Source organism: uncultured Virgibacillus sp. (assembly GCF_947495635.1).
GTDB classification, from domain to species: Bacteria; Bacillota; Bacilli; order Bacillales; family Amphibacillaceae; genus Virgibacillus; species Virgibacillus salarius.
Window position 1 is genome coordinate 20,540 of record NZ_CANMAB010000004.1, and the last position, 21,439, is coordinate 41,978.

General features: G+C 38.1%; 33 protein-coding genes and 3 pseudogenes. 2 read left to right on the plus strand and 34 right to left on the minus strand.

Features of this window, described 5'->3' with window-relative positions; genetic code table 11:
- Window positions 1-148: 148 nt before the first annotated feature.
- The 8 genes and pseudogenes from Q1A47_RS01765 to Q1A47_RS01795 all read right to left on the minus strand — a co-directional run bounded on the left by Q1A47_RS01765 (window position 149) and on the right by Q1A47_RS01795 (window position 6,175).
- Window positions 149-604 carry a GNAT family N-acetyltransferase gene (locus Q1A47_RS01765; RefSeq protein ID WP_026680280.1) on the minus strand — a complete coding sequence of 152 codons (456 nt, stop codon included), beginning with the start codon at window positions 602-604 and terminating at the stop codon, window positions 149-151.
- A gap of 1,167 nt (window positions 605-1,771) precedes the next feature.
- The gene (locus Q1A47_RS01770; RefSeq protein ID WP_026680279.1) at window positions 1,772-2,359 is read right to left on the minus strand and encodes a GDSL-type esterase/lipase family protein; all 588 of its coding nucleotides are present in this window, start codon (window positions 2,357-2,359) and stop codon (window positions 1,772-1,774) included.
- Between the two features lie 176 nt (window positions 2,360-2,535).
- The gene (locus Q1A47_RS20815) at window positions 2,536-3,186 is read right to left on the minus strand and encodes a phosphotransferase (protein ID WP_309299798.1); all 651 of its coding nucleotides are present in this window, start codon (window positions 3,184-3,186) and stop codon (window positions 2,536-2,538) included.
- Between the two features lie 7 nt (window positions 3,187-3,193).
- Window positions 3,194-3,559: a hypothetical protein gene (locus Q1A47_RS20820; RefSeq protein WP_309299797.1), complete on the minus strand. Its 366-nt coding sequence runs from the start codon at window positions 3,557-3,559 to the stop codon at window positions 3,194-3,196.
- An 80-nt stretch (window positions 3,560-3,639) separates the two neighbouring features.
- The gene (locus Q1A47_RS01780; RefSeq protein WP_026680278.1) at window positions 3,640-4,164 is read right to left on the minus strand and encodes a GrpB family protein; all 525 of its coding nucleotides are present in this window, start codon (window positions 4,162-4,164) and stop codon (window positions 3,640-3,642) included.
- Window positions 4,165-4,386: 222 nt separating this feature from the next.
- A pseudogene (locus tag Q1A47_RS01785) lies at window positions 4,387-4,617 on the minus strand (group II intron reverse transcriptase/maturase); the annotation flags it as partial.
- A gap of 600 nt (window positions 4,618-5,217) precedes the next feature.
- Window positions 5,218-5,676: a ClbS/DfsB family four-helix bundle protein gene (locus Q1A47_RS01790; RefSeq protein ID WP_318279746.1), complete on the minus strand. Its 459-nt coding sequence runs from the start codon at window positions 5,674-5,676 to the stop codon at window positions 5,218-5,220.
- Between the two features lie 214 nt (window positions 5,677-5,890).
- Complete coding sequence (locus tag Q1A47_RS01795) at window positions 5,891-6,175, minus strand: hypothetical protein (RefSeq protein ID WP_034678586.1); 285 nt, start codon at window positions 6,173-6,175, stop codon at window positions 5,891-5,893.
- 497 nt (window positions 6,176-6,672) lie between these two features.
- Between Q1A47_RS01795 and Q1A47_RS01800 the strand changes: the two are divergent.
- Window positions 6,673-7,149: pseudogene (locus Q1A47_RS01800) on the plus strand (tyrosine-type recombinase/integrase); the annotation flags it as partial.
- Between the two features lie 36 nt (window positions 7,150-7,185).
- On the opposite strand, the gene rpsI reads toward Q1A47_RS01800, so the two are convergent.
- The 12 genes from rpsI to infA all read right to left on the minus strand — a co-directional run bounded on the left by rpsI (window position 7,186) and on the right by infA (window position 14,496).
- Entirely contained in the window at window positions 7,186-7,578 is a 393-nt protein-coding gene (rpsI, locus tag Q1A47_RS01805; RefSeq protein WP_026680264.1) for a 30S ribosomal protein S9, read from the minus strand.
- Window positions 7,579-7,597: 19 nt separating this feature from the next.
- Window positions 7,598-8,035 (minus strand): 50S ribosomal protein L13, encoded by a 438-nt coding sequence (rplM, locus tag Q1A47_RS01810; RefSeq protein WP_026680263.1) that lies wholly within the window; start codon window positions 8,033-8,035, stop codon window positions 7,598-7,600.
- 180 nt (window positions 8,036-8,215) lie between these two features.
- Window positions 8,216-8,968: a tRNA pseudouridine(38-40) synthase TruA gene (gene truA, locus Q1A47_RS01815; protein ID WP_026680262.1), complete on the minus strand. Its 753-nt coding sequence runs from the start codon at window positions 8,966-8,968 to the stop codon at window positions 8,216-8,218.
- Window positions 8,969-9,040: 72 nt separating this feature from the next.
- Window positions 9,041-9,838, minus strand: coding sequence for an energy-coupling factor transporter transmembrane protein EcfT (locus tag Q1A47_RS01820; protein WP_166530050.1), 798 nt, complete (start codon window positions 9,836-9,838; stop codon window positions 9,041-9,043).
- Window positions 9,831-10,703 carry an energy-coupling factor ABC transporter ATP-binding protein gene (locus tag Q1A47_RS01825; protein ID WP_166530051.1) on the minus strand — a complete coding sequence of 291 codons (873 nt, stop codon included), beginning with the start codon at window positions 10,701-10,703 and terminating at the stop codon, window positions 9,831-9,833. Before Q1A47_RS01825 ends, Q1A47_RS01820 begins: the two co-directional genes overlap by 8 nt.
- The gene (locus Q1A47_RS01830; RefSeq protein ID WP_026680259.1) at window positions 10,679-11,518 is read right to left on the minus strand and encodes an energy-coupling factor ABC transporter ATP-binding protein; all 840 of its coding nucleotides are present in this window, start codon (window positions 11,516-11,518) and stop codon (window positions 10,679-10,681) included. The genes Q1A47_RS01825 and Q1A47_RS01830 overlap by 25 nt, the downstream gene beginning before the upstream one ends.
- 211 nt (window positions 11,519-11,729) lie before the next feature.
- Window positions 11,730-12,083 carry a 50S ribosomal protein L17 gene (rplQ, locus tag Q1A47_RS01835; RefSeq protein ID WP_026680258.1) on the minus strand — a complete coding sequence of 118 codons (354 nt, stop codon included), beginning with the start codon at window positions 12,081-12,083 and terminating at the stop codon, window positions 11,730-11,732.
- Window positions 12,084-12,178: 95 nt separating this feature from the next.
- Entirely contained in the window at window positions 12,179-13,123 is a 945-nt protein-coding gene (locus Q1A47_RS01840; RefSeq protein WP_026680257.1) for a DNA-directed RNA polymerase subunit alpha, read from the minus strand.
- Between the two features lie 213 nt (window positions 13,124-13,336).
- A complete protein-coding gene (gene rpsK / locus Q1A47_RS01845; protein ID WP_026680256.1) occupies window positions 13,337-13,726 on the minus strand; it encodes a 30S ribosomal protein S11 in 390 nt (129 codons plus the stop codon).
- Between the two features lie 19 nt (window positions 13,727-13,745).
- Window positions 13,746-14,111: a 30S ribosomal protein S13 gene (gene rpsM / locus Q1A47_RS01850; protein ID WP_026680255.1), complete on the minus strand. Its 366-nt coding sequence runs from the start codon at window positions 14,109-14,111 to the stop codon at window positions 13,746-13,748.
- A gap of 23 nt (window positions 14,112-14,134) precedes the next feature.
- Complete coding sequence (rpmJ, locus tag Q1A47_RS01855; protein WP_005999442.1) at window positions 14,135-14,248, minus strand: 50S ribosomal protein L36; 114 nt, start codon at window positions 14,246-14,248, stop codon at window positions 14,135-14,137.
- Between the two features lie 29 nt (window positions 14,249-14,277).
- The gene (gene infA, locus Q1A47_RS01860) at window positions 14,278-14,496 is read right to left on the minus strand and encodes a translation initiation factor IF-1 (protein ID WP_010095735.1); all 219 of its coding nucleotides are present in this window, start codon (window positions 14,494-14,496) and stop codon (window positions 14,278-14,280) included.
- Between the two features lie 145 nt (window positions 14,497-14,641).
- Here infA and Q1A47_RS20825 point away from each other — a divergent pair, with 145 nt between their 5' ends.
- Entirely contained in the window at window positions 14,642-14,731 is a 90-nt protein-coding gene (locus tag Q1A47_RS20825) for a hypothetical protein (RefSeq protein WP_366141103.1), read from the plus strand.
- Here Q1A47_RS20825 and Q1A47_RS20830 read toward each other — a convergent pair.
- The 14 genes and pseudogenes from Q1A47_RS20830 to rpsQ form a co-directional block, all read right to left on the minus strand.
- Window positions 14,714-14,812 (minus strand): annotated as a pseudogene (locus tag Q1A47_RS20830) (KOW motif-containing protein); the annotation flags it as partial. The gene Q1A47_RS20825 and the pseudogene Q1A47_RS20830 overlap by 18 nt on opposite strands.
- 264 nt (window positions 14,813-15,076) lie before the next feature.
- Window positions 15,077-15,721 carry an adenylate kinase gene (locus Q1A47_RS01870; RefSeq protein WP_026680253.1) on the minus strand — a complete coding sequence of 215 codons (645 nt, stop codon included), beginning with the start codon at window positions 15,719-15,721 and terminating at the stop codon, window positions 15,077-15,079.
- Window positions 15,722-15,754: 33 nt separating this feature from the next.
- Window positions 15,755-17,050, minus strand: coding sequence for a preprotein translocase subunit SecY (gene secY, locus Q1A47_RS01875; protein WP_026680252.1), 1,296 nt, complete (start codon window positions 17,048-17,050; stop codon window positions 15,755-15,757).
- Window positions 17,050-17,490 carry a 50S ribosomal protein L15 gene (gene rplO / locus Q1A47_RS01880; protein WP_026680251.1) on the minus strand — a complete coding sequence of 147 codons (441 nt, stop codon included), beginning with the start codon at window positions 17,488-17,490 and terminating at the stop codon, window positions 17,050-17,052. The genes secY and rplO overlap by 1 nt, the downstream gene beginning before the upstream one ends.
- A 32-nt stretch (window positions 17,491-17,522) precedes the next feature.
- Entirely contained in the window at window positions 17,523-17,705 is a 183-nt protein-coding gene (gene rpmD, locus Q1A47_RS01885) for a 50S ribosomal protein L30 (protein WP_026680250.1), read from the minus strand.
- Window positions 17,706-17,718: 13 nt separating this feature from the next.
- Entirely contained in the window at window positions 17,719-18,222 is a 504-nt protein-coding gene (gene rpsE, locus Q1A47_RS01890; RefSeq protein ID WP_026680249.1) for a 30S ribosomal protein S5, read from the minus strand.
- Window positions 18,223-18,242: 20 nt separating this feature from the next.
- Window positions 18,243-18,605: a 50S ribosomal protein L18 gene (gene rplR / locus Q1A47_RS01895; RefSeq protein ID WP_026680248.1), complete on the minus strand. Its 363-nt coding sequence runs from the start codon at window positions 18,603-18,605 to the stop codon at window positions 18,243-18,245.
- A 32-nt stretch (window positions 18,606-18,637) separates the two neighbouring features.
- Window positions 18,638-19,174, minus strand: coding sequence for a 50S ribosomal protein L6 (gene rplF, locus Q1A47_RS01900; RefSeq protein WP_026680247.1), 537 nt, complete (start codon window positions 19,172-19,174; stop codon window positions 18,638-18,640).
- A 31-nt stretch (window positions 19,175-19,205) separates the two neighbouring features.
- Window positions 19,206-19,604 carry a 30S ribosomal protein S8 gene (gene rpsH, locus Q1A47_RS01905; protein WP_026680246.1) on the minus strand — a complete coding sequence of 133 codons (399 nt, stop codon included), beginning with the start codon at window positions 19,602-19,604 and terminating at the stop codon, window positions 19,206-19,208.
- Window positions 19,605-19,633: 29 nt separating this feature from the next.
- Window positions 19,634-19,819, minus strand: a complete 186-nt coding sequence (locus tag Q1A47_RS01910) for a type Z 30S ribosomal protein S14 (RefSeq protein WP_019375521.1) — start codon at window positions 19,817-19,819, stop codon at window positions 19,634-19,636.
- Between the two features lie 30 nt (window positions 19,820-19,849).
- Window positions 19,850-20,389, minus strand: coding sequence for a 50S ribosomal protein L5 (gene rplE / locus Q1A47_RS01915; RefSeq protein WP_026680245.1), 540 nt, complete (start codon window positions 20,387-20,389; stop codon window positions 19,850-19,852).
- A 24-nt stretch (window positions 20,390-20,413) separates the two neighbouring features.
- Entirely contained in the window at window positions 20,414-20,725 is a 312-nt protein-coding gene (gene rplX, locus Q1A47_RS01920; protein ID WP_026680244.1) for a 50S ribosomal protein L24, read from the minus strand.
- A gap of 35 nt (window positions 20,726-20,760) precedes the next feature.
- Complete coding sequence (rplN, locus tag Q1A47_RS01925; protein ID WP_026680243.1) at window positions 20,761-21,129, minus strand: 50S ribosomal protein L14; 369 nt, start codon at window positions 21,127-21,129, stop codon at window positions 20,761-20,763.
- Between the two features lie 41 nt (window positions 21,130-21,170).
- The gene (rpsQ, locus tag Q1A47_RS01930; RefSeq protein WP_121604289.1) at window positions 21,171-21,434 is read right to left on the minus strand and encodes a 30S ribosomal protein S17; all 264 of its coding nucleotides are present in this window, start codon (window positions 21,432-21,434) and stop codon (window positions 21,171-21,173) included.
- Window positions 21,435-21,439: the final 5 nt, after the last annotated feature.

Consider the following 21,439-nt stretch of genomic DNA (forward strand, 5'->3'; position numbering starts at 1 on the left):
TATTTACTAACAAAAGAGAAAGTGCGTAGATATTTCACAAAAATAATGCGCTCTAAACACGAAAATGAGGTCACCCAGAAAGTTATATTTCCAAATTTTCGAATAACCCTTTTTGGACAACATCATTTTCGTGTCCCTTATTTTTACTTCACTCGTTTAAATATTTGATAACAGCCATTTCTCTTCCAAATCGGTCACCATTATCAATAAATCCCAAACTGACATATAAGTGATGAGCTTCCTGGTTTTCTGGATGATAACCAGCAACAATTTTTTCCGCGTCTGGTAACTTACTCATCTCTGCAATCATTAACTTTGTTGCAGCCTTTCCTATACCTTTGCCTTGAAAATTCTCATCGACCATTATTCTAAATACCCAATAACCATCAAGTTCCTCTTTTTCAGTGTTATACATTAGGAAACCCACTACTCTATTCTCAAAGTAAATTGCAAACGGTTTTAATGACGGTTCAAACTTTGATTGGGCAATTGATATAGCGTTTGATTCTAAATATTCTTCTTGTTTCTCTGATAACTTCAATTGACAGCATTCATACCAGTTTTCTTCGTTCAATTCTTCAATTTTTACATTACCTGTAAGCATATATTTTCCCCTTTCAAATTTCGGGGAAACGCTAAGTCAACTTTGTTAGTTAGGCGTTATCCCCTTTAAGTTCTTCATTGAAACAGCTCTTTTGATTTATCATAATGAACGCCTCCCTTAACAATTTTATGTCTAAAAACTACGATGTGTAACTTTTTAGACTATTCAATTATACCATATTCTGCTCCACAAAATGGCCCGATTCAGGCATAGTGTTTGTTGTTATACAGATAGGTAAGGGTTTGACGTTATCGCTCCCTTTTCCCCCTGTTAGCACCGTACGTGCGACTTTCATCGCATACGGCACCCCAACTAATCCAATCGATTTAATCATCAACACTTCTGATATCTTAATATCCTCCATGTTTCAATTCTTCCGTTTCAATAAGTCGGTGCCTTCCGTGGAAGGTGAACCTCTATTAGTCTCACGAGAACCTTATTAACCGATAAAGATTTGCCTTGCATGATTAAATGTTTCTTCATTAGTCTAGTGGCTATCCCTCCGGGTGATTAGGCCTTTCATCGGTACTGTGCCACCTCTTTCACCGATATAAAGACAAGTTATACAGTCACTATTATCATGAATGCTTTCCTTGTCACCGTTTCAATGGCAGTAAGTCCTCCACGTTATCAGCTTACCACGTTGAATATTATCTATTATGGAACAAACTTAGGTGCTTCCTATGAGCCTGTTAGCATTGCATATGCCTGTAACACAAGATGGATTTTTATATTGCGGATTCTTACTCACCCACAGCTAACCCTACATTTAATAGTAAATCCATTTCTGTATAACGCGCGTCTAGACCCGTACATTCAGAAGTTTGTCAGCAATACAGTATCTTGTTGTATTCCATTGCATTCTCACCATATTTGTTCAACCCAAGCACCATGATTTACACCACCCCATCGGGTAGGGTTTCGTCAGCCGAATTGTTACGGTAAATTCTCACGCCTATTAGCCGAGCTTATAACACGCTTTTCCTTACTAAAACAGCATGCTATTCGACGCAGGGGAAGCCTTTCTGAACGTTACCTCATCATTCGACTCCTGATAATATCCTTCATTTAAATTATAATTGCCTGACCTTTACCGAGACTATGTTAGCCACATCTCATTTGGGCCAGGAACGTGTCGCACCCACAACTGCGCCCGTTAACGGAAGATCACACTTTAAGAATATTATTTAAGGTTAATTCGTCAATTTTATCTACAATCAACTGGGAAAGGAATTCGTAGCCTGATTCCCCTATGTGCAACCCATCATTTTTCTTACCTCTTAGCAATTGTCGATAATCATTTCTTATAATCATTTTTGAAAATAAGTCTATAAGATGGCTCCCTGAATCATAAGATACCTCTTTAACCATTTTCGCATATTCATATAGTGTCTCATTGGTTCTTGCAAATTGAACATTTTCATCAACAGGGGCAGGAGTAATTAATATTATCTTCCTCGATCCTATTTTATTAGTAATTCGTAAAAGGTTTTCTTTAAACGTAGTAATATCTATCATTTTATGGAAGGCAGCATCGTTAGCACCAAATAATACCGTTACGAGATCAGGATTGTGATTTAAGACATCTGATTCAACTCTATTGAGTGCATCAGACGTGTTATCTCCTGAAACGCCTGAATTAATCACTGTAAAATCATTTAGTTTTAGGGAAAGCTTTGAAGTTAACATAGGTTCTTGATGGCCTTCTATTCTTGCAGTAATACTATCACCAAAACAAACTAATCTTTTAAGCATTCAATCACTCCTTTTAAACTCAAACATTCAAAAACTTTTCGTTTCTGTACAATAGTTTGCTCTTAATCCAGGAAAGCGCCCGTTAGCGAAAGATTATAAGTGTATTTCTAGCTGAAACTAAAGCCCCTTTACCAGAAGACTTGAGTTCAAGATAATCACAAAGTGTTATTTGATGGTCATAAAATACTTTGTTCTTTGTTAAGCAAAGCAAAAAGTGTGGGAATTGAATTATCATATTGTTTAAGTTCTGTTATTGTTTCCTTTACTTGAGTAGTTCCTAACTTTTGTTCTTCTTCATCTGAACATCCCATTCTCAAAGACCGTTTTAAATTGTATTCAAGCCACCCCAATTTACCTAAATACCCAGCTTCTAAGACCAGGATCCAATCTGCTTGAAGTTCCCCATAGTTATTTTTATAACCCTCTAAGAATGCCAAAAATCTATCTTCAATTATGTTTTGAGACCCATTATCAGACCAATATACTGCGGTTTCTATTAAGTCTTGCACGGGATTTATATAACCAGCTGACTCCCAATCAATTATCATTGGTCTACCTTGGTTCCACATAACATTCTTAGGATCTAAATTCCTGTGACTAATAACTGTTTCTTTTGATAAAATTTCAGTAGCTTTTTTTGACTTAGTATCCCATTCATAAAGTTTATCGATGTTTTCTTTCAATAACCCCACCCACTCAGAACTGGCTTCTTGACCTTCTTTCAAATAAATATACCAATCTTTCAAATGACCATTATTTATTCCACCATACTCAATATCAAGGTCTTCAAAGTTTGTTTTATGGATATTTGCAAGGATTGAGCCCATTTTTTTACTATGGATGGTCTTTAATCTCTATGGTGTTTAGACTCCGACCTTCAATCCAATCAAACACCATATAGAATTGATTATTTACTTCATTAACAAATTTACCATTAATAATATTGGCTGGGCGTGCAGGTATGTTGTTAGAAACACGATTCGTAATTTTTTCAGAGTTTATATAGTTCGTCATTGCACCAGGTCTTTTAATTATTTCGGGGTTCAATAATTTCACTGCATATTTTCCATTTGTTGTTTTTATTTGATACATCTTGTGTAAGAGTCCTCCAGAAATTGGTTCAGGAGGACTGACTATTTCCCCCAAGTTAGCATTATTACATATCCGTATAATTGGATGATCACTTTCACTACCACTCATCTTTTAATCCACCTTTTAAATGTCTACCAATAGAAAAGGACATCAGCCTATTATAGAAATGCGCCCTTTTGTGAAATAATTTAATTACGTTCTTGACGTTGATACCAAGCTACTGCGTTTCGTTCAATTTCTAATACTAGCTGTTCCTTCCCTTTTATGTATGATGCAATATCGTAGGGAAATTGTTGAGACAGTTCCTTTTTTAAGTCTCCGTATTCTTTCACAACATCTTGATTAGCCCGTAGATAATCTCTAAATGCTAGATGACGTTCAATTTCCGGATTGCCTAATTCATAAATGTGCACATGATGAGTTCGATTATCTCCTCCTTTTTGGAAGTATCGTCGTCCTGATATCCCGTTTTCCCCATTTGGTTCATAACCGATAGAGATCATTGCTGAATTATACTCATCGATCCGATGAATGTCTTTAACTACAGGCATCATATCAATTATAGGCTTTGCCTTTAGACCGTTTACAGCGGTACTGCCAATGTGATGAATTTTAATTATTTCAGGACCGAATATACCATGTAATTTTTTTGCTTCGTTTTCAAACATCGAATTCCAATACTCATCATATGGCTTTACTTCAATTTTTCTCATTCAGATCCTCCCTTTTGATTGCCTGTAAAATGGTTAATTATCATTGTAATAATCCATGAACAATGTGCATTTGTAATTTCTACTTTCTAAGTTTAATACCCCTTTTCTTCTTCTAGTGATAGGTAAGCTTTTGAAATTATCGCCGACTTTTCCCCCACTTCACACCGTACGTGTGACTTTCATCGCATACGGCGTTCCAACTAACCAATTCATTCAATATTTTTCTGATACCGAGAGTTGCTTTATATCTTCGATTGTTAGTCCATCATAACCAGCCGTCTTATTGCCAGTATTTCGTTTATTACGAAAAGCTAATCGAATGTTTTCATCAGATTGCATTAAATCTATTAGTCAATAAAAATTTTGACCATTAACACTTTGAGCATATAAAGCATCGAAATGGTATTGCATATTATAATATTCGTTGTGTCTCAGTTTCTTTCGCTTTAACAAGCGGTGGCTCCTTTAAGAGCTGAACCTCTATTAGTCTTACAAGAACCTTATTAATGATGAAGAACTGTCTTACATGGTTGAATAAACCTTTTATTAGTCTAGTGGCTATCCCTCCACGTTCGTTTCATCAAGAGTAAGCTCTCCACGTTATCAGCTTACAACGTTGAATTATGTCTATTCTAGGCCCGTACATTCAGAAGTTCGTCAGCAATATACTTTCTTATTATATTTCACTGCATTCTCACCATATCTGTTCAACCCAAGCACCATGATTTACACCACCCCATCGGGTAGGCTTTCGTCGGCTGGACTGTTACTGTAAATTCTTGCGCCTATTAACCGAGCTTATAACACACAATTTCTTACTAAACAGCGTGCTATTCGACGCAGGGGAAGCCTTTCAGAGCGTTACCTCCTCATTCGACTCCTCGACATAATCCTTCAGTAAAAAAAAGTATAACTGCCTGACTTTATCGAAATTGTGTAACTACACTTCATTTGAGTCAGAAACGTTTCGCACTCGACAATATGGCCCAATTCTAGCACAACTTTGTTCCGTTATTGCGCCCAATTTCTTTATAAGCATTTTACAACCTGGTGCTATTCTTCCTCTTTCTCCGTTATTAATTGTGCAATAGCCTCACACTTTTTCATTGCCCACATGTAATGATTAGAGGTGTTTGCTGCAAAATAACTGTATAAATTGCTTGTTTTTGTCCACTTATAGTATTTTTTAGTCATGATTTCTTCATTGGTATGTAATTCAATTAATTTCATCACTCTCTTATGGCTTAACCTCAGCTTTTTTATAGCTTGATTTATTGTTACATCTTGGTAGTTTTCTTGAATTTGTGAGTTAAGGTGCCTGATATTTCGCCATTTATAACCAGGTGCAGGCATAAAAGGTATATCACCATCCATACCTTCTCGATACCATCTCTCAAGCATTGCATCCCATTCATACAAATGCATTAATACATCACGAAAATTCTTGTCTCTTTCCCCAGTTTCAACAGATATCTTCCTCTTTCTGCTAGGTACCGATTCAATAATATCTATCTAACAATAATTTAAAATTATTCTCACTGTTTAGTACAAGAATATCCTTTTCCTTTTTAGCTGCCATAGTAATTCCTCCCTTTGTATCTCTGAAATTTTAACTTTTACCAAAATAGTTGTTCAACATAATGGCCCTTATATATGACTCTGGCGCCAAATCCTTATTCCAGAAAGACACCCGTTAGTTGATTGAATTATTTTTATATTATAAAATCTATCCAATAATCATTAGACCAACCTCTGAGCCGAGACCTGTTTCCCAAAAAAATAAAAATATTACCATAAAGAGGAACCAAAAAATTCTCCAAGCCTTAGTGGGGCGTACAAATTGAATGAAATAAAAAATAACCCAGACGACAAACGAAAGCACCATTGCCAAATACATATAGGAAGGTATTCCCCCCTCACTCATTCCAGCCCCAAACGAGGCTAATGCATTAAGTGACATTAATAAGAGCAAAATAATAAAATTATATATATGAAATGCCTTCTTACCCAACCGTATCACTCCTAATAGCTAATTTTTTGTCCTTTTTCTATTTCTTATTCCACTAAAATGCCCAGTTAGCACAATATCTCTACCCTTCAATAATAATATAATATTCAAATTATTTTATTTAAGGTTCCCACAAAAAGCGATCAAATTTAATGGATCACCTTGTTTAACTAAAGCACCAGATAGTTGAATAGCGTAGAACCTATTGCATATTAAAAAGTGCTACTATTCAATTTAATTGTAGCATTAATCATCATTTTCCTTTTACTTATTTTAGTAATTCTTCTTTAAGACTTATATTTTCACTAACTAAATCAGTAAGCGTCAAATAATTCCCGTCTTCTTTTAGTTTAGTCAATGTTAAAGTAATTTACTAGCTCGCTAACTTGGTCGTGTATATTCTCTAATAAACGGTCTCCAAAATTGACATCTTTTTTAATTGTACTTTGAATGTCTAACATCATACGAGCGGCAAAAAGCAGCTTCAGACATCGAAAACTAAGGCCTCTCGGCGTGTGGTTAGCGTGGACGATGAAACTCTGGCGATCTTAAAGAAATGGTGTAGCAAGCAAATACAGCGCTATCTGACGTTAGAACTTACCACTCCTTTTCAATCTGATGATAAACAGCTCGTCTTTACGGTCTATAATCAGTTAAAACATGAAATGGATTACTGCCGACTGGCTTACTTGAATGAAAAGCTGAAGCGGATTTATCAAAAGAACCCGGAACTGCCACAAATAAAAATTCACGCCTTCCGGCAAACACATGCCAGTTTGTTGTTTGCAGCTGGTGCTTCTATCAAAGATGTACAATCCCGGATCGGCCACACCGATATTAAAACCACGATGGATATTTACACTCATGTGACCGATGAAGCGAAGGAGAAAACAGCAAAGATGTTCCAGAAATACATGGTTTTAGCCTGGGTATTCAATTCCCAATTCGGACATGAAAAAGCCCTCTCTGCTTTATAAGAGCAAAGAGGGCAAACCCTTGGTATATAAGGTTTCTTAACGTTTTGAGAACTGAGGTGCACGACGTGCTTTTTTAAGACCGTATTTCTTACGCTCTTTCATACGAGCATCACGAGTTAGGTAGCCTTCTGTTTTAAGAGATCCACGATATTCTGGATCAGCTTCAAGAAGCGCACGTGCGATTCCGTGACGGATAGCACCAGCTTGACCAGTAAAACCTCCACCATGAACGTTAACAATAACGTCATAAGTACCTTGAGTTTCAGTAGCCACTAGCGGCTGATTTAAAATTAAAATTTGTGTTTCGTATGGGAAATAATCTGATGCGTTACGTCCGTTAATTGTAACATTACCTGTACCAGGTACTAAACGTACGCGTGCAGTTGATTTTTTACGACGACCTGTGCCATAGTATTGTACTTGTGCCAAAATGTTTACCTCCTTTTAGTTACCCACGAAGCTCGTAAACTTCCGGTTTTTGTGCTTGATGAGTGTGTTCAGATCCTCTGAATACGTGTAATTTTTTACCCATTTTACGTCCTAGAGAGCCTTTAGGAAGCATTCCTTTAACAGCAAGCTCTAGCATTTGCTCAGGATATTTCGTACGCATTTCGTATGCAGTACGCTCTTTAAGTCCACCAGGGTGGTTTGTATGGCGATAGTAAATTTTATCTGTAATTTTCTTACCACTTAATTCTACTTTTTCTGCGTTAATGATAATCACATGGTCACCAGTGTCTGCATGTGGTGTGTAAGTTGGCTTATGCTTTCCACGAAGGATCGCAGCAACTTCACTCGCTAAGCGTCCTAAACGCTTGCCTTCTGCATCAACAACTAGCCATTTGCGTTCAATATTATTTTCATTTGCCATGAAAGTTGTGCGCATGAGTGTTTCCCTCCATATTTTAAAAAAATCAATTTCAATATTCATTCGTCTATTTCAACATAATTAGTTTCCGGGGCTAATCATGGTTTAGAAATAAAATGCCATAGATCATAATACACCAAATGATAGGATTTTGTCAAGAGCTGATGCATATGATTTGCATTTTCTCCGACAATCCGCTTACCTTTTTTCATCATACCTAACATTCCATAAATAGAGGCCTTCTGAGGGCACGGTTTCTCCAACAAGCCTTCTATCCCTCTTCGCCAATAAATCCATGATATCAGCCGGCTGACGCCTTCCTTGACCTATATCTAAAAGGACACCTACGATAATTCGGACCATATTATATAAAAAACCACTCCCGCGAAAGATAAACTCAATTTCCGAGCCTTTCTTTTCACAACTCACCTGATAAAGCGTCCGCTCTTTTGTTCCTTTGGTAGTAGCTTTAGCAGAGGAAAAAGTTGTAAAATCATGGGTCCCCTCTAGATAATCACAAGCCGCTTGAATGGACCTAATATCTAATTCATAAGGAAAATAATATGCATAATTCCGTTTAAATACATCCGGTTCACTTTCATGCCAAACATAATATCGATATTCTTTTTCAATTACATCATAGCGTGCATGAAATGAATCATCTGCATATTCGACTTCTTTAACATATAGATCATTCGGAAGTAAGGTATTTAAGGCCTGCTTCCAGTTATATAGAGGAATATCATAAGCTGAGTCAAAATGAATGGTTTGACCCTTCGCATGAACACCTGTATCTGTTCTTCCAGAAGCTTGAATACGAATGTACTCCCCTTTATGCATTTTAGTTAAAGCTGTCTCTAACGCCCCTTGTACGGTTCGTTTCTTAGGCTGTATCTGAAAGCCTGAAAACTGTGATCCGTCATAATTAATAATGCACTTAAGTCTTACCATACTGTAGCAGCCTTCCTTTGAAAGATAGATATTATCGTAGTAACGGAAATTCTATCCTTCCAATTATAATAATTAATTTCGTGTAATAAATAATCCGATTATAATACAAAGAAATAAGATATAGATGAATACATCACGTTTCGCAATTTTTAATTCACGAAGCTTTGTGCGCCCCTCTCCACCTTGATATCCTCTTGCTTCCATAGCCATTGCCAGTTCTTCTGCGCGCTTGAAAGCACTGACAAATAATGGAACAAGCAAAGGTACGACAGCTTTTATCCTTTCTTTTACAGGTCCTGTTTTAAAATCAACACCTCTTGAAGCCTGCGCCTTCGATATCTTTTCTGTCTCCTGTAGTAGAGTGGGGATGAATCGTAGTGAAATAGACATCATTAATGCTAATTCATGCACAGGAAACTTCACTTTCTTTAAAGGACGTAGCATATCCTCAATCGCGTCCGTGATCTCAATTGGTGTCGTGGTTAGGGTGAATAGAGAGGTTACTAAAATAAGTAAAAAGAACCTCATCGATATCGCAAATCCTTGAATTAACCCACCAGTATAAATGGTAAGCGTAAATATTTCCAATACAGGCTTGCCCTCTTTCGTGACAATCATATGGAGAATAAACGTAAAGATAATAAGAAACCATACGGGCGTTAACCCTTTTAATATAAACTTAATCGGGACTTTGGATGAAATTAAACTAGCTAAGGCAAAAGCTGTTAATATCCCATAACTCCAAACATTATTGGCAAAAAACACAATGAAAACATAAATAAATATTATCGAAATCTTTGTTCGTGGATCTAACTTATGAATGATAGAATTTCCCGGGACATACTGACCAATAACCAAAGCATTATTCATGAAGGGTTCCCCCTTTTAACGAACGCTTCATTTGCAAACCAAGTTGTTGCACAGTTTGCCTAGTATAGGGGATATGGATACCAAATTTCTTTTCATAGTTATCAAGAAATTGTACCATTTCTGGAACGTCTAACTGTACATTCTGTAATGCCTCTTTTTGGACAAATACTTCCTCAGGCTTCCCTTCCATATATTTGGTTCCCTTATTAAGAATAATGACATGATCAGCGTATTTTACTGCATCCTCCATACTATGTGTTACTAAAATTGTCGTAAGTGCTTGCTCCTGATGCCTGGTATAGAACATTTCCATGATTTCCTTCTGTCCACGTGGATCTAATCCAGCAGTAGGCTCGTCCAATACAAGTACTTCAGGCTTTGTTGCTAATACACCAGCTATTGCCACCCGCCTCATTTGGCCACCGCTTAAGTCAAACGGAGAACGGTTCAAGAAATCTTCCGTTAAGCCAACAGCTGATAGAACTTCTGGAATTCTGTCTTGTATTTCTCTATCCCCAACACCAAAATTTCGCGGACCAAAGCCAATATCCTTCGCTACCGTTTCCTCAAATAGTTGATGCTCCGGATATTGAAATACAACACCTACACGACTTCTAAGCTCTTTCATTAATTTAGGTTTTTCTTCTGCGCTTAAATGATAATCTCCTATCCATACGTCACCTTCAGTTGGTCTGATTAGTCCATTTAAATGTTGGATTAATGTTGATTTTCCAGAACCAGTATGTCCGATAATTGCTACAAAAGAACCAGAAGGGATATGAAAATCTAAATGGTCAATTGCTTTATGTGCGAACGGTGTATGCTGTTGATATACGTAGCTTACGTTCTTGAATGTAATATCCATAAGTCCTCCAGCAGTTCTTCATGATTTAGTGGCTCCTGTGTAACGGGAATGGCCTCTGCTTTTAATACATCAGCTAACCTAGATACAAACGGAACATCCAATCCAATCTTACGCAATGCTTCCTTCTTTGAAAAAATTTCTCTCGGCACACCCTCCGCCCAAATCTGTCCATCATTCATTACAATGGCACGATCAGCTTGAATGACTTCTTGTAAGTCATGGGTGATCGTAAGTAATGTGACCTCTTTTACCTTCTGTACGCCAGCTATTGTCTTCATAATTTCGTTTCGCCCTTTTGGATCAAGCATTGCTGTCGCTTCATCTAAAATTATAACCTTTGGGGAAATGGCTAGAACACTTGCAATCGCTACACGCTGTTTTTGTCCACCAGATAATCGATGTGGTTCTGTAATTCGATAATCCTCCATACCTACAGCGCTTAAGACATCATCCAAGCGCTTAAGCATTTCTTCTCGAGGTAATCCTCTATTTTCCATGCCAAAGGCTACATCGTCCTGAACCGTCGTTCCCACAAACTGGTTATCTGGATTTTGAAAAACCATTCCAACATCTTTCCGTACATCCCATACAGATTCCGAATTTACCTGCTTGTCATCTATGAAAATTTCACCCTCTTGCGGAAACAATAAACCATTCATTAATTTAGCGATCGTGGATTTACCTGAACCATTATGACCAATTATGGCAACCCACTCATTTTCATAGATTGTAAACGAACAATTCTTTAGTACCCAAGGCTGCTCATCTCCATATCGAAAAGATACATTTCTAAACTCGATTAACTTCTTACTCATCATTGTTCCTCCATCTAAACTCACCCGGGGTGTATTCTTTCCTCTAATGAACATGTCTCAGCTTCGTTCTTTAGCTGATTGATTAAGGCTTTACGATGCAATTCGTATGTTAGACGAATGATCTTTCCTTTCCTTTTTCCTTCTACAAAAAAAGGGCTTGGATGCACCTCGTAGAAGAGATTCAGTCCTGCCCTTGTCGGATGTGGTTACATTAAACTAGTTCAATAATTGCCATTTCTGCTCCGTCACCTTGACGAGCACCCAATTTAAGAACACGAGTGTATCCACCTTGACGGTCTTCGTAACGTGGAGCCACATCATCGAAAAGTTTTTGAATCACATTTTCGTTTTCGTTAGCTTCCTTGTTATATAGAAATGATGCTGCTTGACGGCGAGCATGAAGATCCCCACGCTTACCTAAAGTAATCATTTTTTCTACGATGGATCTTAGCTCCTTCGCTTTTGCTTCTGTTGTTTCAATCCGTTCATGAATAATTAAGTCAGAAGCAAGGTTACGAAGCAACGCCATACGATGATCGGTTGTACGACCTAATTTTCTAGCCATGGACTATCCCTCCCTTTCATGATGACTAATGACTTATTTAAAATACGATCAACTGAAAAAAGCTACGTCCAGATCATACTGCACTTTTGATTTTATCAGTCATCATCTCGTAAGCCTAGGCCAAGGTCATTAAGTTTTACTTTTACCTCTTCTAATGACTTGCGACCAAGATTACGTACTTTCATCATATCTTCTTCAGATTTATTTGAAAGCTCTTGAACTGTATTGATACCAGCACGTTTTAAGCAGTTATAAGATCGAACAGATAGATCAAGTTCTTCGATGGTCATTTCCATCACTTTTTCTTTTTGATCTTCTTCTTTTTCGACCATAATCTCTGCGTTCTGCGCTTCATCTGTTAAGCCTACAAAAATGTTTAGATGCTCCGTAAAGACTTTCGCGCCTAAAGAAACAGCTTCTTCAGGTCGAATACTTCCGTCAGTCCATACATCCATTGTTAATTTATCAAAATTAGCTACTTGCCCTACACGTGTATTCTCTACTTGATACGTAACACGTGACACTGGAGTAAAAATTGAATCAATTGGTATGATACCAATTGGTTGGTCATCTCTTTTGTTAGCATCAGCGGGACGATAGCCACGTCCACGTTCTGCTGTAATCTTCATATGCAAGCTGCCTTTGCTATTTAACGTTGCAATTGGCAAATCCGGATTTAATACTTCTACATCACTATCGAATGTTAGGTCTGCAGCCGTAACTTTTCCTTCTCCCTGCACATCAATCTCTAATGTTTTCTCTTCATCAGAGTAAATCTTTAGAGCTAGTTTCTTCAGATTCAAAATAATCGTTGTCACATCTTCAACAACACCTTCGATTGTTGAAAATTCATGTAGCGCTCCATCAATTTGAACTGATGTAACAGCAGCACCTGGAAGTGAGGATAGTAGGATACGACGCAAGGAGTTTCCTAGAGTGGTACCATATCCACGTTCGAGCGGTTCGACTACGAATTTTCCAAATGTAGCATCATCGCTGATTTCTACCGTTTCAATTTTTGGTTTTTCAATTTCGATCATTCAATAAAACCCTCCTTTAAAACGTCGAAACCCCGGTTAGACCAGCTGTCTAACCGAAATTCCTCAAATAGGCAGTTGGCGTTTCTGCACTACCTGTAGTTCTTTCGTACGTTCTTGTCTCTCGGATGCTGTTCGCTAAAGGAGATATACTCCTTTACACTTTTAGCTATCATAACCCATTATAGACAGGGTGACAAATTATATACGGTATAATTATACACGACGACGTTTTGGTGGGCGACAACCGTTGTGAGGAACTGGAGTTACGTCCTTAATTGCAGTAACTTCCAATCCTGCTGCTTGAAGTGAACGGATAGCTGCTTCACGGCCAGCTCCAGGTCCTTTAACCGTTACTTCAAGTGTTTTCATGCCATTGTCAATTGCAGACTTAGCAGCAGTTTCAGCTGCCATTTGTGCAGCAAAAGGTGTAGATTTACGTGAGCCTTTAAAGCCAAGTGCACCAGCTGAACTCCATCCAAGAGAGTTACCTTGTGTGTCCGTAATCGTTACAATTGTGTTGTTGAACGTTGAACGGATATGTGCAATACCTGACTCAATATTCTTTTTCACACGACGTTTACGTGTATTAGTTTTACGTGCCATAGATTATACCTCCTTTTCGTTATTTCTTCTTATTAGCGATCGTACGACGTGGTCCTTTACGTGTACGTGAATTATTTTTTGTTTTCTGTCCACGAACAGGAAGCCCACGACGATGACGGATACCGCGATAAGAGCCGATTTCGATTAGGCGTTTAATATTAAGGGATACTTCACGACGAAGGTCACCTTCAATTGTATATTCGTCCGTTGCTTTACGGATTCTTCCTAATTCATCCTCTGTAAGGTCGCGTACGCGTGTGTCTTCGGAAACGCCTGCTTCTTTAAGGATATTTTGTGCAGTGTTTTTTCCAATACCATAAATATAGGTTAGTGAAATAACTACACGTTTATCACGTGGAATATCAATACCTGCAATACGTGCCATAGCTTTCAAACACCTCCAATTTCTTAACCTTGTTTTTGCTTATGCTTCGGATTTTCACAAATTACCATTACTTTACCATTTCGTTTAATAACTTTACATTTTTCACAAATGGGTTTTACTGATGCTCTTACTTTCATCATCTTTACCTCCTTTAATGGAGCAGAGCTTATTTATAACGGTACGTAATTCGTCCTCTAGTTAAATCATACGGAGAAAGTTCAACCGTTACTTTATCGCCAGGAAGAATGCGAATAAAATGCATACGAATTTTACCAGAAACATGGGCTAATACTGTATGACCATTTTCCAATTCTACATTAAACATCGCATTTGGCAACGTTTCTGTTACGGTTCCTTCCACTTCAATTACATCGTCTTTCGCCATCGTGTTGATCTCCCTTCTTCAAATCAGTCACAACTTCATTGACAAATTTAGCTATGGCAAATCGTAATTTACCATTTGTGACACGACCAGTTTCTAGAAGGCTGTTTTGGACTTCTGGAGAAATATAATCCATTCTTTCAATATGATGCAGATTCTTTTTCTTTGGTCGATCATATTTACGTTTTTCCCCATCTGCAAGCAAGACATACTTTTCATCGATAATTTTAATTACTAATGCGTATTGACCCGCTTCACGTCCTTGCATAATACGAACAACTTGACCTATTAGCGGAATCGAATCATCTTCGTTCAACAACGATCACCTTCACTTAGGCTATAGTTTATATGGCTACCTTTTAGATGATGTCCCAAAGGTCCGGTAAAGACGTATTATCGAACTTCTTCGTACTCTTTATCCACCCTTAGAACAACTAAAAATAGGAAAAAGGTTTACTCACTTTTCATCCTGTGTCACTTTATTATGAAGTAATACACGTTTATGCGTATGTTACTCTCGACTAATTATAACTTTTAACAATTAGAATTGCATCCCTCGTGCGCTTAATTACAGTTAAGATGCTTATTTTTCAATTTTTGACTGAATATCTTGAAATACTTCATCAATATCCTTATCTCCATTGACAGTTACAAGATATCCTCTATCCTCGTAAAAATCCAATAACGGTTTGGTTTGCTCCATATTTACAGATAAACGAGTTTTCACCGTATCGGCTTTATCATCATCACGTTGGATTAATTGTGAACCATCCTTATCACAGACCCCATCTTCCTTAGGCGGGTTATAAACTACATGATAAGTTGCTCCGCATGTCGGACAAATTCTACGACCAGTTAGACGCTCCACTAATTTTTCTTCCGGTACATCTACATGAAGTACGTAATCAATGGATTGATCCATATCTTGCAATAAGTCCTGTAAGGCTTCTGCTTGAGCGATTGTCCTTGGAAAACCATCTAATAGAAAGCCATTCTTACAATCATCCTTACCCAAGCGTTCTCTGACAATCCCAATCGTAACTTCATCTGGAACAAGTTCGCCTTGATCCATATATTCTTTTGCTTTCTTTCCTAGGTCTGTTCCCTCTTTAATAGCTAAACGGAACATATCTCCTGTTGAAATATGAGGGATGTTATATTTTTCATTTATTTTCTCAGCCTGCGTACCTTTACCAGCACCTGGCAGACCCATTAAAATCAAGTTCAACAATTTTCCCCTCGCTCTCATTGTCAGCAAAAATTACTTTATAAACCCTTTGTAGTGACGCTTTACCAACTGACTTTCCAATTGTTTCATCGTTTGCAGGGCAACACCTACAACGATAAGTAAGCTTGTGCCGCCAATTTGTATAGACGCAGGTAGATCGGCTATTCCACCTAGGGCGATTGGTAGTACAGATACAGCTGCTAAAAACAGCGCGCCTACGAATGTTAAACGATATAAGACTCTTGTCAAATACGTTTCCGTATTCTTACCAGGACGAATGCCCGGAATGTAGCCACCTTGTTTTTGTAAATTCTCAGCCATTTGTTCAGGATTCACTTGAACAAATGTATAGAAATAAGTGAAAGCAATAATTAATGCTACATAAATAACCATACCTGTTGGCTGCGTATAATCGAATATACGTTGAATTGTTGCTGCAATCTGATTACCTTCAAAGAAACTGGCAACCGTACTAGGTGCCATGATAAATGCAATCGCGAAAATGACTGGAATTACCCCAGCAGCATTTACTTTTAACGGTAAATGTGTAGAGTGCCCGCCAACCGGAGAGCGATTTACAAGTTTTTTGGCATATTGTATAGGTATTTTTCGCAATGCCTGTTGAATGAAAATTACTCCAACTGTCACTGCTACAACTACCAAAGCAATTAAGGCAACAATAACAATGTTAATAAACAAATCATCACCAGGATTTATAAAATACTGGCTGTATAATTGTTTAATTCCATTCGGTACTGCTGCTACGATACCTGCAAAAATAATGATGGAAATTCCGTTACCTACTCCATTAGCAGTGATTTGTTCACCTAACCACATCAGGAATGCAGTTCCACTTGTTAACACAATAGCAATAACAAGAAACTTCATTATTCCAGGGTCAGCAATTAGCAAACCACCTGCCATCGCATTAAAGCCAATAGACATTGCAATTGCTTGGATAAACGCAAGGACAATCGTACCGTAACGCGTAACCTGCGCTAATTTCTTTCGGCCTGCATCCCCTTGCTTTTTCCATTCAGCAAATTTGGGTACAACATCCATCTGCAATAATTGCATAATAATTGATGCCGTAATATAAGGCATAATTCCCATGGCAAAAATGGAGAAGTTTTGTAAGGCTCCCCCACCAAATGTATTCAGAAATCCAAATACGTTTTGCTGGTTCATCAATTGATCGATTGCTAGCTTATCTGTAAATGGCACAGGAATAAATGTGCCTAGACGGAAGACAACCAACATCAATAATGTGAAAATTATTTTCCGCCTAATGTCACCTACGCGCATAAAATTGGAGATTGTACGGAACATTAAATCACCTCTGTTTTACCGCCCGCTGCCTCTATTGCTTCTTTCGCTGAAGCAGAGAACTTGTGAGCTTTTACTGTTAGTTTCTTTTCGATAGCACCATTGCCAAGTACTTTAATACCGGCTTTAAGTTTGCTTACGACACCTTCTTCCAGTAATAGCTCAGGTGTAATTTCTGTGCCGTCTTCAAAACGATTTAAAGTATCCAGGTTTACAATTGCAAATTCTTTACGGTGAATGTTTGTAAATCCTCGTTTTGGCAGACGTTGAAATAGTGGCATTTGACCACCTTCAAAGCCCGGACGAGTTCCACCGCCAGAACGTGCTTTTTGACCTTTATGTCCACGACCGGATGTTTTACCGTTACCTGATGACATACCACGACCTACACGATTACGATTTTTACGTGTACCTTCTGCAGCCTTCAATTCATGAAGTTTCATGCGAGCACCTCCTCTTTACGCTAATTTCGTATTTAAACTTCTTTAACCGCTATTAAATGAGATACTTTATTAACCATACCACGAAGAGCTGGCGTATCTTCATGAACAACAGATTGACGAATTTTTTTAAGTCCTAGTGCTTGAACAGTTTTCTTTTGACCTTCTGTTCCACCAATAACACTGCGCGTGAGGGTGATTTCTAGTTTTTTAGACATAACAGTTCCCTCCTTATCCTAACAGTTCTTCTACAGACTTCCCGCGTAGTTTTGCTACGTCTTCTGCACGCTTCAAGTTTGTTAGTCCATTCAATGTTGCACGAATCATATTAATTGGTGTATTTGAACCTAGTGATTTAGTTAGTATATCACCTACACCAGCAAGTTCCAAGATGGCACGAACTGGGCCACCAGAGATAACTCCTGTACCTTCTGCAGCTGGTTTTAATAATACATTACCAGAACCAAATTGACCATGAATTTCATGCGGAATTGTGGTTCCAACGATCGGTACTGTAATTAAATTTTTCTTAGCATCGTCAACTGCTTTTTTAATTGCTTCTGGTACCTCTTGCGCTTTTCCTGTACCAAAACCTACATGACCATTCTTATCTCCGACTACAACTAGAGCTGCGAAACGGAAACGACGTCCACCCTTTACAACTTTTGCAACACGGTTGACCGTAACAACGCGTTCTTCTAGATCTAATTTGTTCGGATCAATGTTTTTACTCATGTATGTCCCTCCTTTATCGATTAAAATTCAAGACCTGCTTCTCTTGCAGCGTCTGCTAAAGCCTTCACACGACCATGATAAAGGTAGCCTCCGCGATCAAATACAACCGATTTGTAACCTTTATCCTGAGCACGTTTAGCGATCATTTCTCCGACCTGCTTTGCTGCTTCTACATTACTTGTAGATTCAACATTAATTTCGTTATCTTTCGTTGAAGCACTTGCAACAGTAGATCCATTGAGATCATCAATTAATTGTACATAGATGTGTTTATTTGAACGATATACGTTTAAACGAGGACGCTCCTGTGTACCAAAAAGACTCTTACGTACACGTGCATGTCTTCTTTTACGTATAACATTTTTGTCAGGTTTTGTAATCATTTAGGTCACTCCTTTCTGCTCCCTAACTATTCTTACTTAGCAGTTTTACCTTCTTTACGACGTACGTATTCACCTTCGTAACGAATACCTTTACCTTTATACGGTTCTGGCGGACGAATTGCTCTAATATTAGAAGCAACCGCTCCAACCAACTCTTTATCAATACCTTTAACGATAACTTGTGTGTTTTTTGGTACATCAATTTCGATACCGTCAACAGGGTCTAATTCAACAGGATGTGAGTAACCAGCGTTAATCACTACTTTGTTACCTTGTTTTTGCGCACGGTAACCAACCCCGATAATTTCAAGAGACTTCTCAAATCCTTTACTTACTCCTTCAACCATGTTGTTGATAAGGCTTCGAGTAGTACCGTGTAATGCGCGGTGGTCCTTGTGATCACTTGGACGCTCTAGCGTAATCACATTATCCTCCATATTAACTTTAATATCTGGATGTAGATTTCGTGTTAACTCACCTTTAGGTCCTTTAACTGAAACAACATTACCTTCCAGTTTAACTTCTACACCTTGGGGAATTTCAATCGGTTTAAGTCCTATACGAGACATTCCATGCACCTCCTCATCATTAAATAATCAATTACCAGACATATGCAAGTACTTCGCCACCAACTGCTTGAGAACGCGCTTCTTTGTCTGAAAGCACTCCTTTAGAAGTTGAAACGATAGCAATACCTAATCCGTTAAGTACACGTGGTACCTCATTAGCTTTTGCGTAAACACGTAGACCTGGTTTACTAATTCGTTTTATACCTGTAATAACTCGCTCTTCGTTTGTACCGTATTTAAGGAAAATACGCAGAACGCCTTGCTTGTTATCTTCAACAAGCTCATAGTCAGAAACAAAACCTTCACGTTTCAAGATATCAGCGATCTCTTTTTTGATTGTAGAAGCCGGAAGCTCTAACTTTTCATGTTTTACCATGTTAGCATTACGAATACGAGTTAGCATATCTGCGATTGGATCTGTCATAACCATTAATCATTACCTCCTTCCCGAATCGGGGTTTACCAGCTTGCTTTTTTGACACCAGGAATTTGACCTTTATAGGCAAGTTCACGGAAACAAATACGGCAAAGTTTAAATTTACGGATTACAGAATGTGGACGGCCACAACGTTCACAACGTGTATATTCACGTACTTGGTACTTTTGTGGACGTTTTTGTTTTGCAATCATTGATTTTTTAGCCACTATTTTCCCTCCTTGTATTAGCTCTTTCGTTTACTTTTGGAAAGGCATGCCTAGCTGAGCCAGAAGTTCACGAGCTTCTTCGTCAGTATTGGAGCTTGTTACGATAACAATATCCATACCACGTACTTTGTTAACTTTATCATAGTTAATTTCTGGGAAAATTAGTTGTTCTTTAACACCTAATGTGTAGTTTCCACGACCATCAAAAGCTTTTTTAGAAATACCACGGAAGTCACGTACACGTGGAAGTGATACTGCAATTAGCTTTTGAAGAAATTCGTACATACGCTCACCGCGAAGGGTTACTTTAGCACCGATTGGCATTCCTTCACGGAGACGGAAACCAGCGATAGATTTCTTTGCACGAGTTATCATTGGCTTTTGACCAGAAATTAATGAAAGCTCTTCGACAGCGTTATCCAAAGCTTTTGAGTTCTGTACTGCATCACCAACACCCATGTTGATGACAATCTTCTCGATTGCTGGTACTTGCATCACAGATTCATAGTTAAATTTATTCATCAAAGATGGTACTATTTCATCTTGGTATTTATTTTTAAGTTGATTCATCATGTCGCCCTCCTTTCGCTGAACCTATTTATCTAATGCTTCACCGGATTTTTTAGCGATGCGGACTTTCTTTCCATCACGTACTTCATGCCCAACACGAGTTGGTTCACCGGATTTAGGATCTATCGGCATTACGTTAGAAACATGGATTGGTGCTTCTTGATTAAGAATACCGCCCTGCGGGTTTTCTTGAGAAGGTTTGGCATGTTTTTTAATCATATTAATTCCTTCAACTAGCACACGATCCTTTTTCGGGTATGCTTCTAAGATAGTACCTTCTTTTCCACGGTCTTTGCCGGAAATTACTTTAACTTTATCACCTTTTTTTACATGCATGCTTAACGCACCTCCTAACAAGGCTAATTTTTAGCTTATAATACTTCTGGAGCAAGAGATACGATTTTCATGAATTTTGCATCACGTAATTCACGTGCGACTGGTCCGAAGATACGAGTTCCTCTTGGACTTTTATCATCACGGATGATTACCGCTGCATTTTCATCAAAACGAATATATGACCCATCTTTACGGCGTGCACCAGACTTCGAACGAACAATAACAGCTTTAACAACGTCACCTTTTTTGACAACGCCTCCTGGTGTTGCTTCTTTTACAGTACATACAATAACATCACCGATATTAGCTGTTTTACGTCCTGATCCACCCAATACTTTAATGGTTAGCAATTCACGAGCACCAGAGTTATCTGCGACTTTCAAACGAGTTTCTTGTTGAATCATATCGCTGTGACCTCCCTTCGGATCTTCCTTAGCGAACTATATTATATAATTACCGCTTCTTCAACAACTTCAACTAGACGAAAACGCTTAGTAGCTGATAGCGGACGAGTTTCCATGATACTTACAATGTCACCAGTTTTAGCCTGGTTATTTTCATCATGTGCTTTTAACTTTTTAGAGTATTTTACACGTTTGCCGTATAGCTTGTGGAACTTATACGTTTCAACTAAAACAGTAATTGTTTTATCCATTTTATCGGAAACAACACGGCCTGTGTATACTTTACGATTATTACGTTCAGTCATATCGA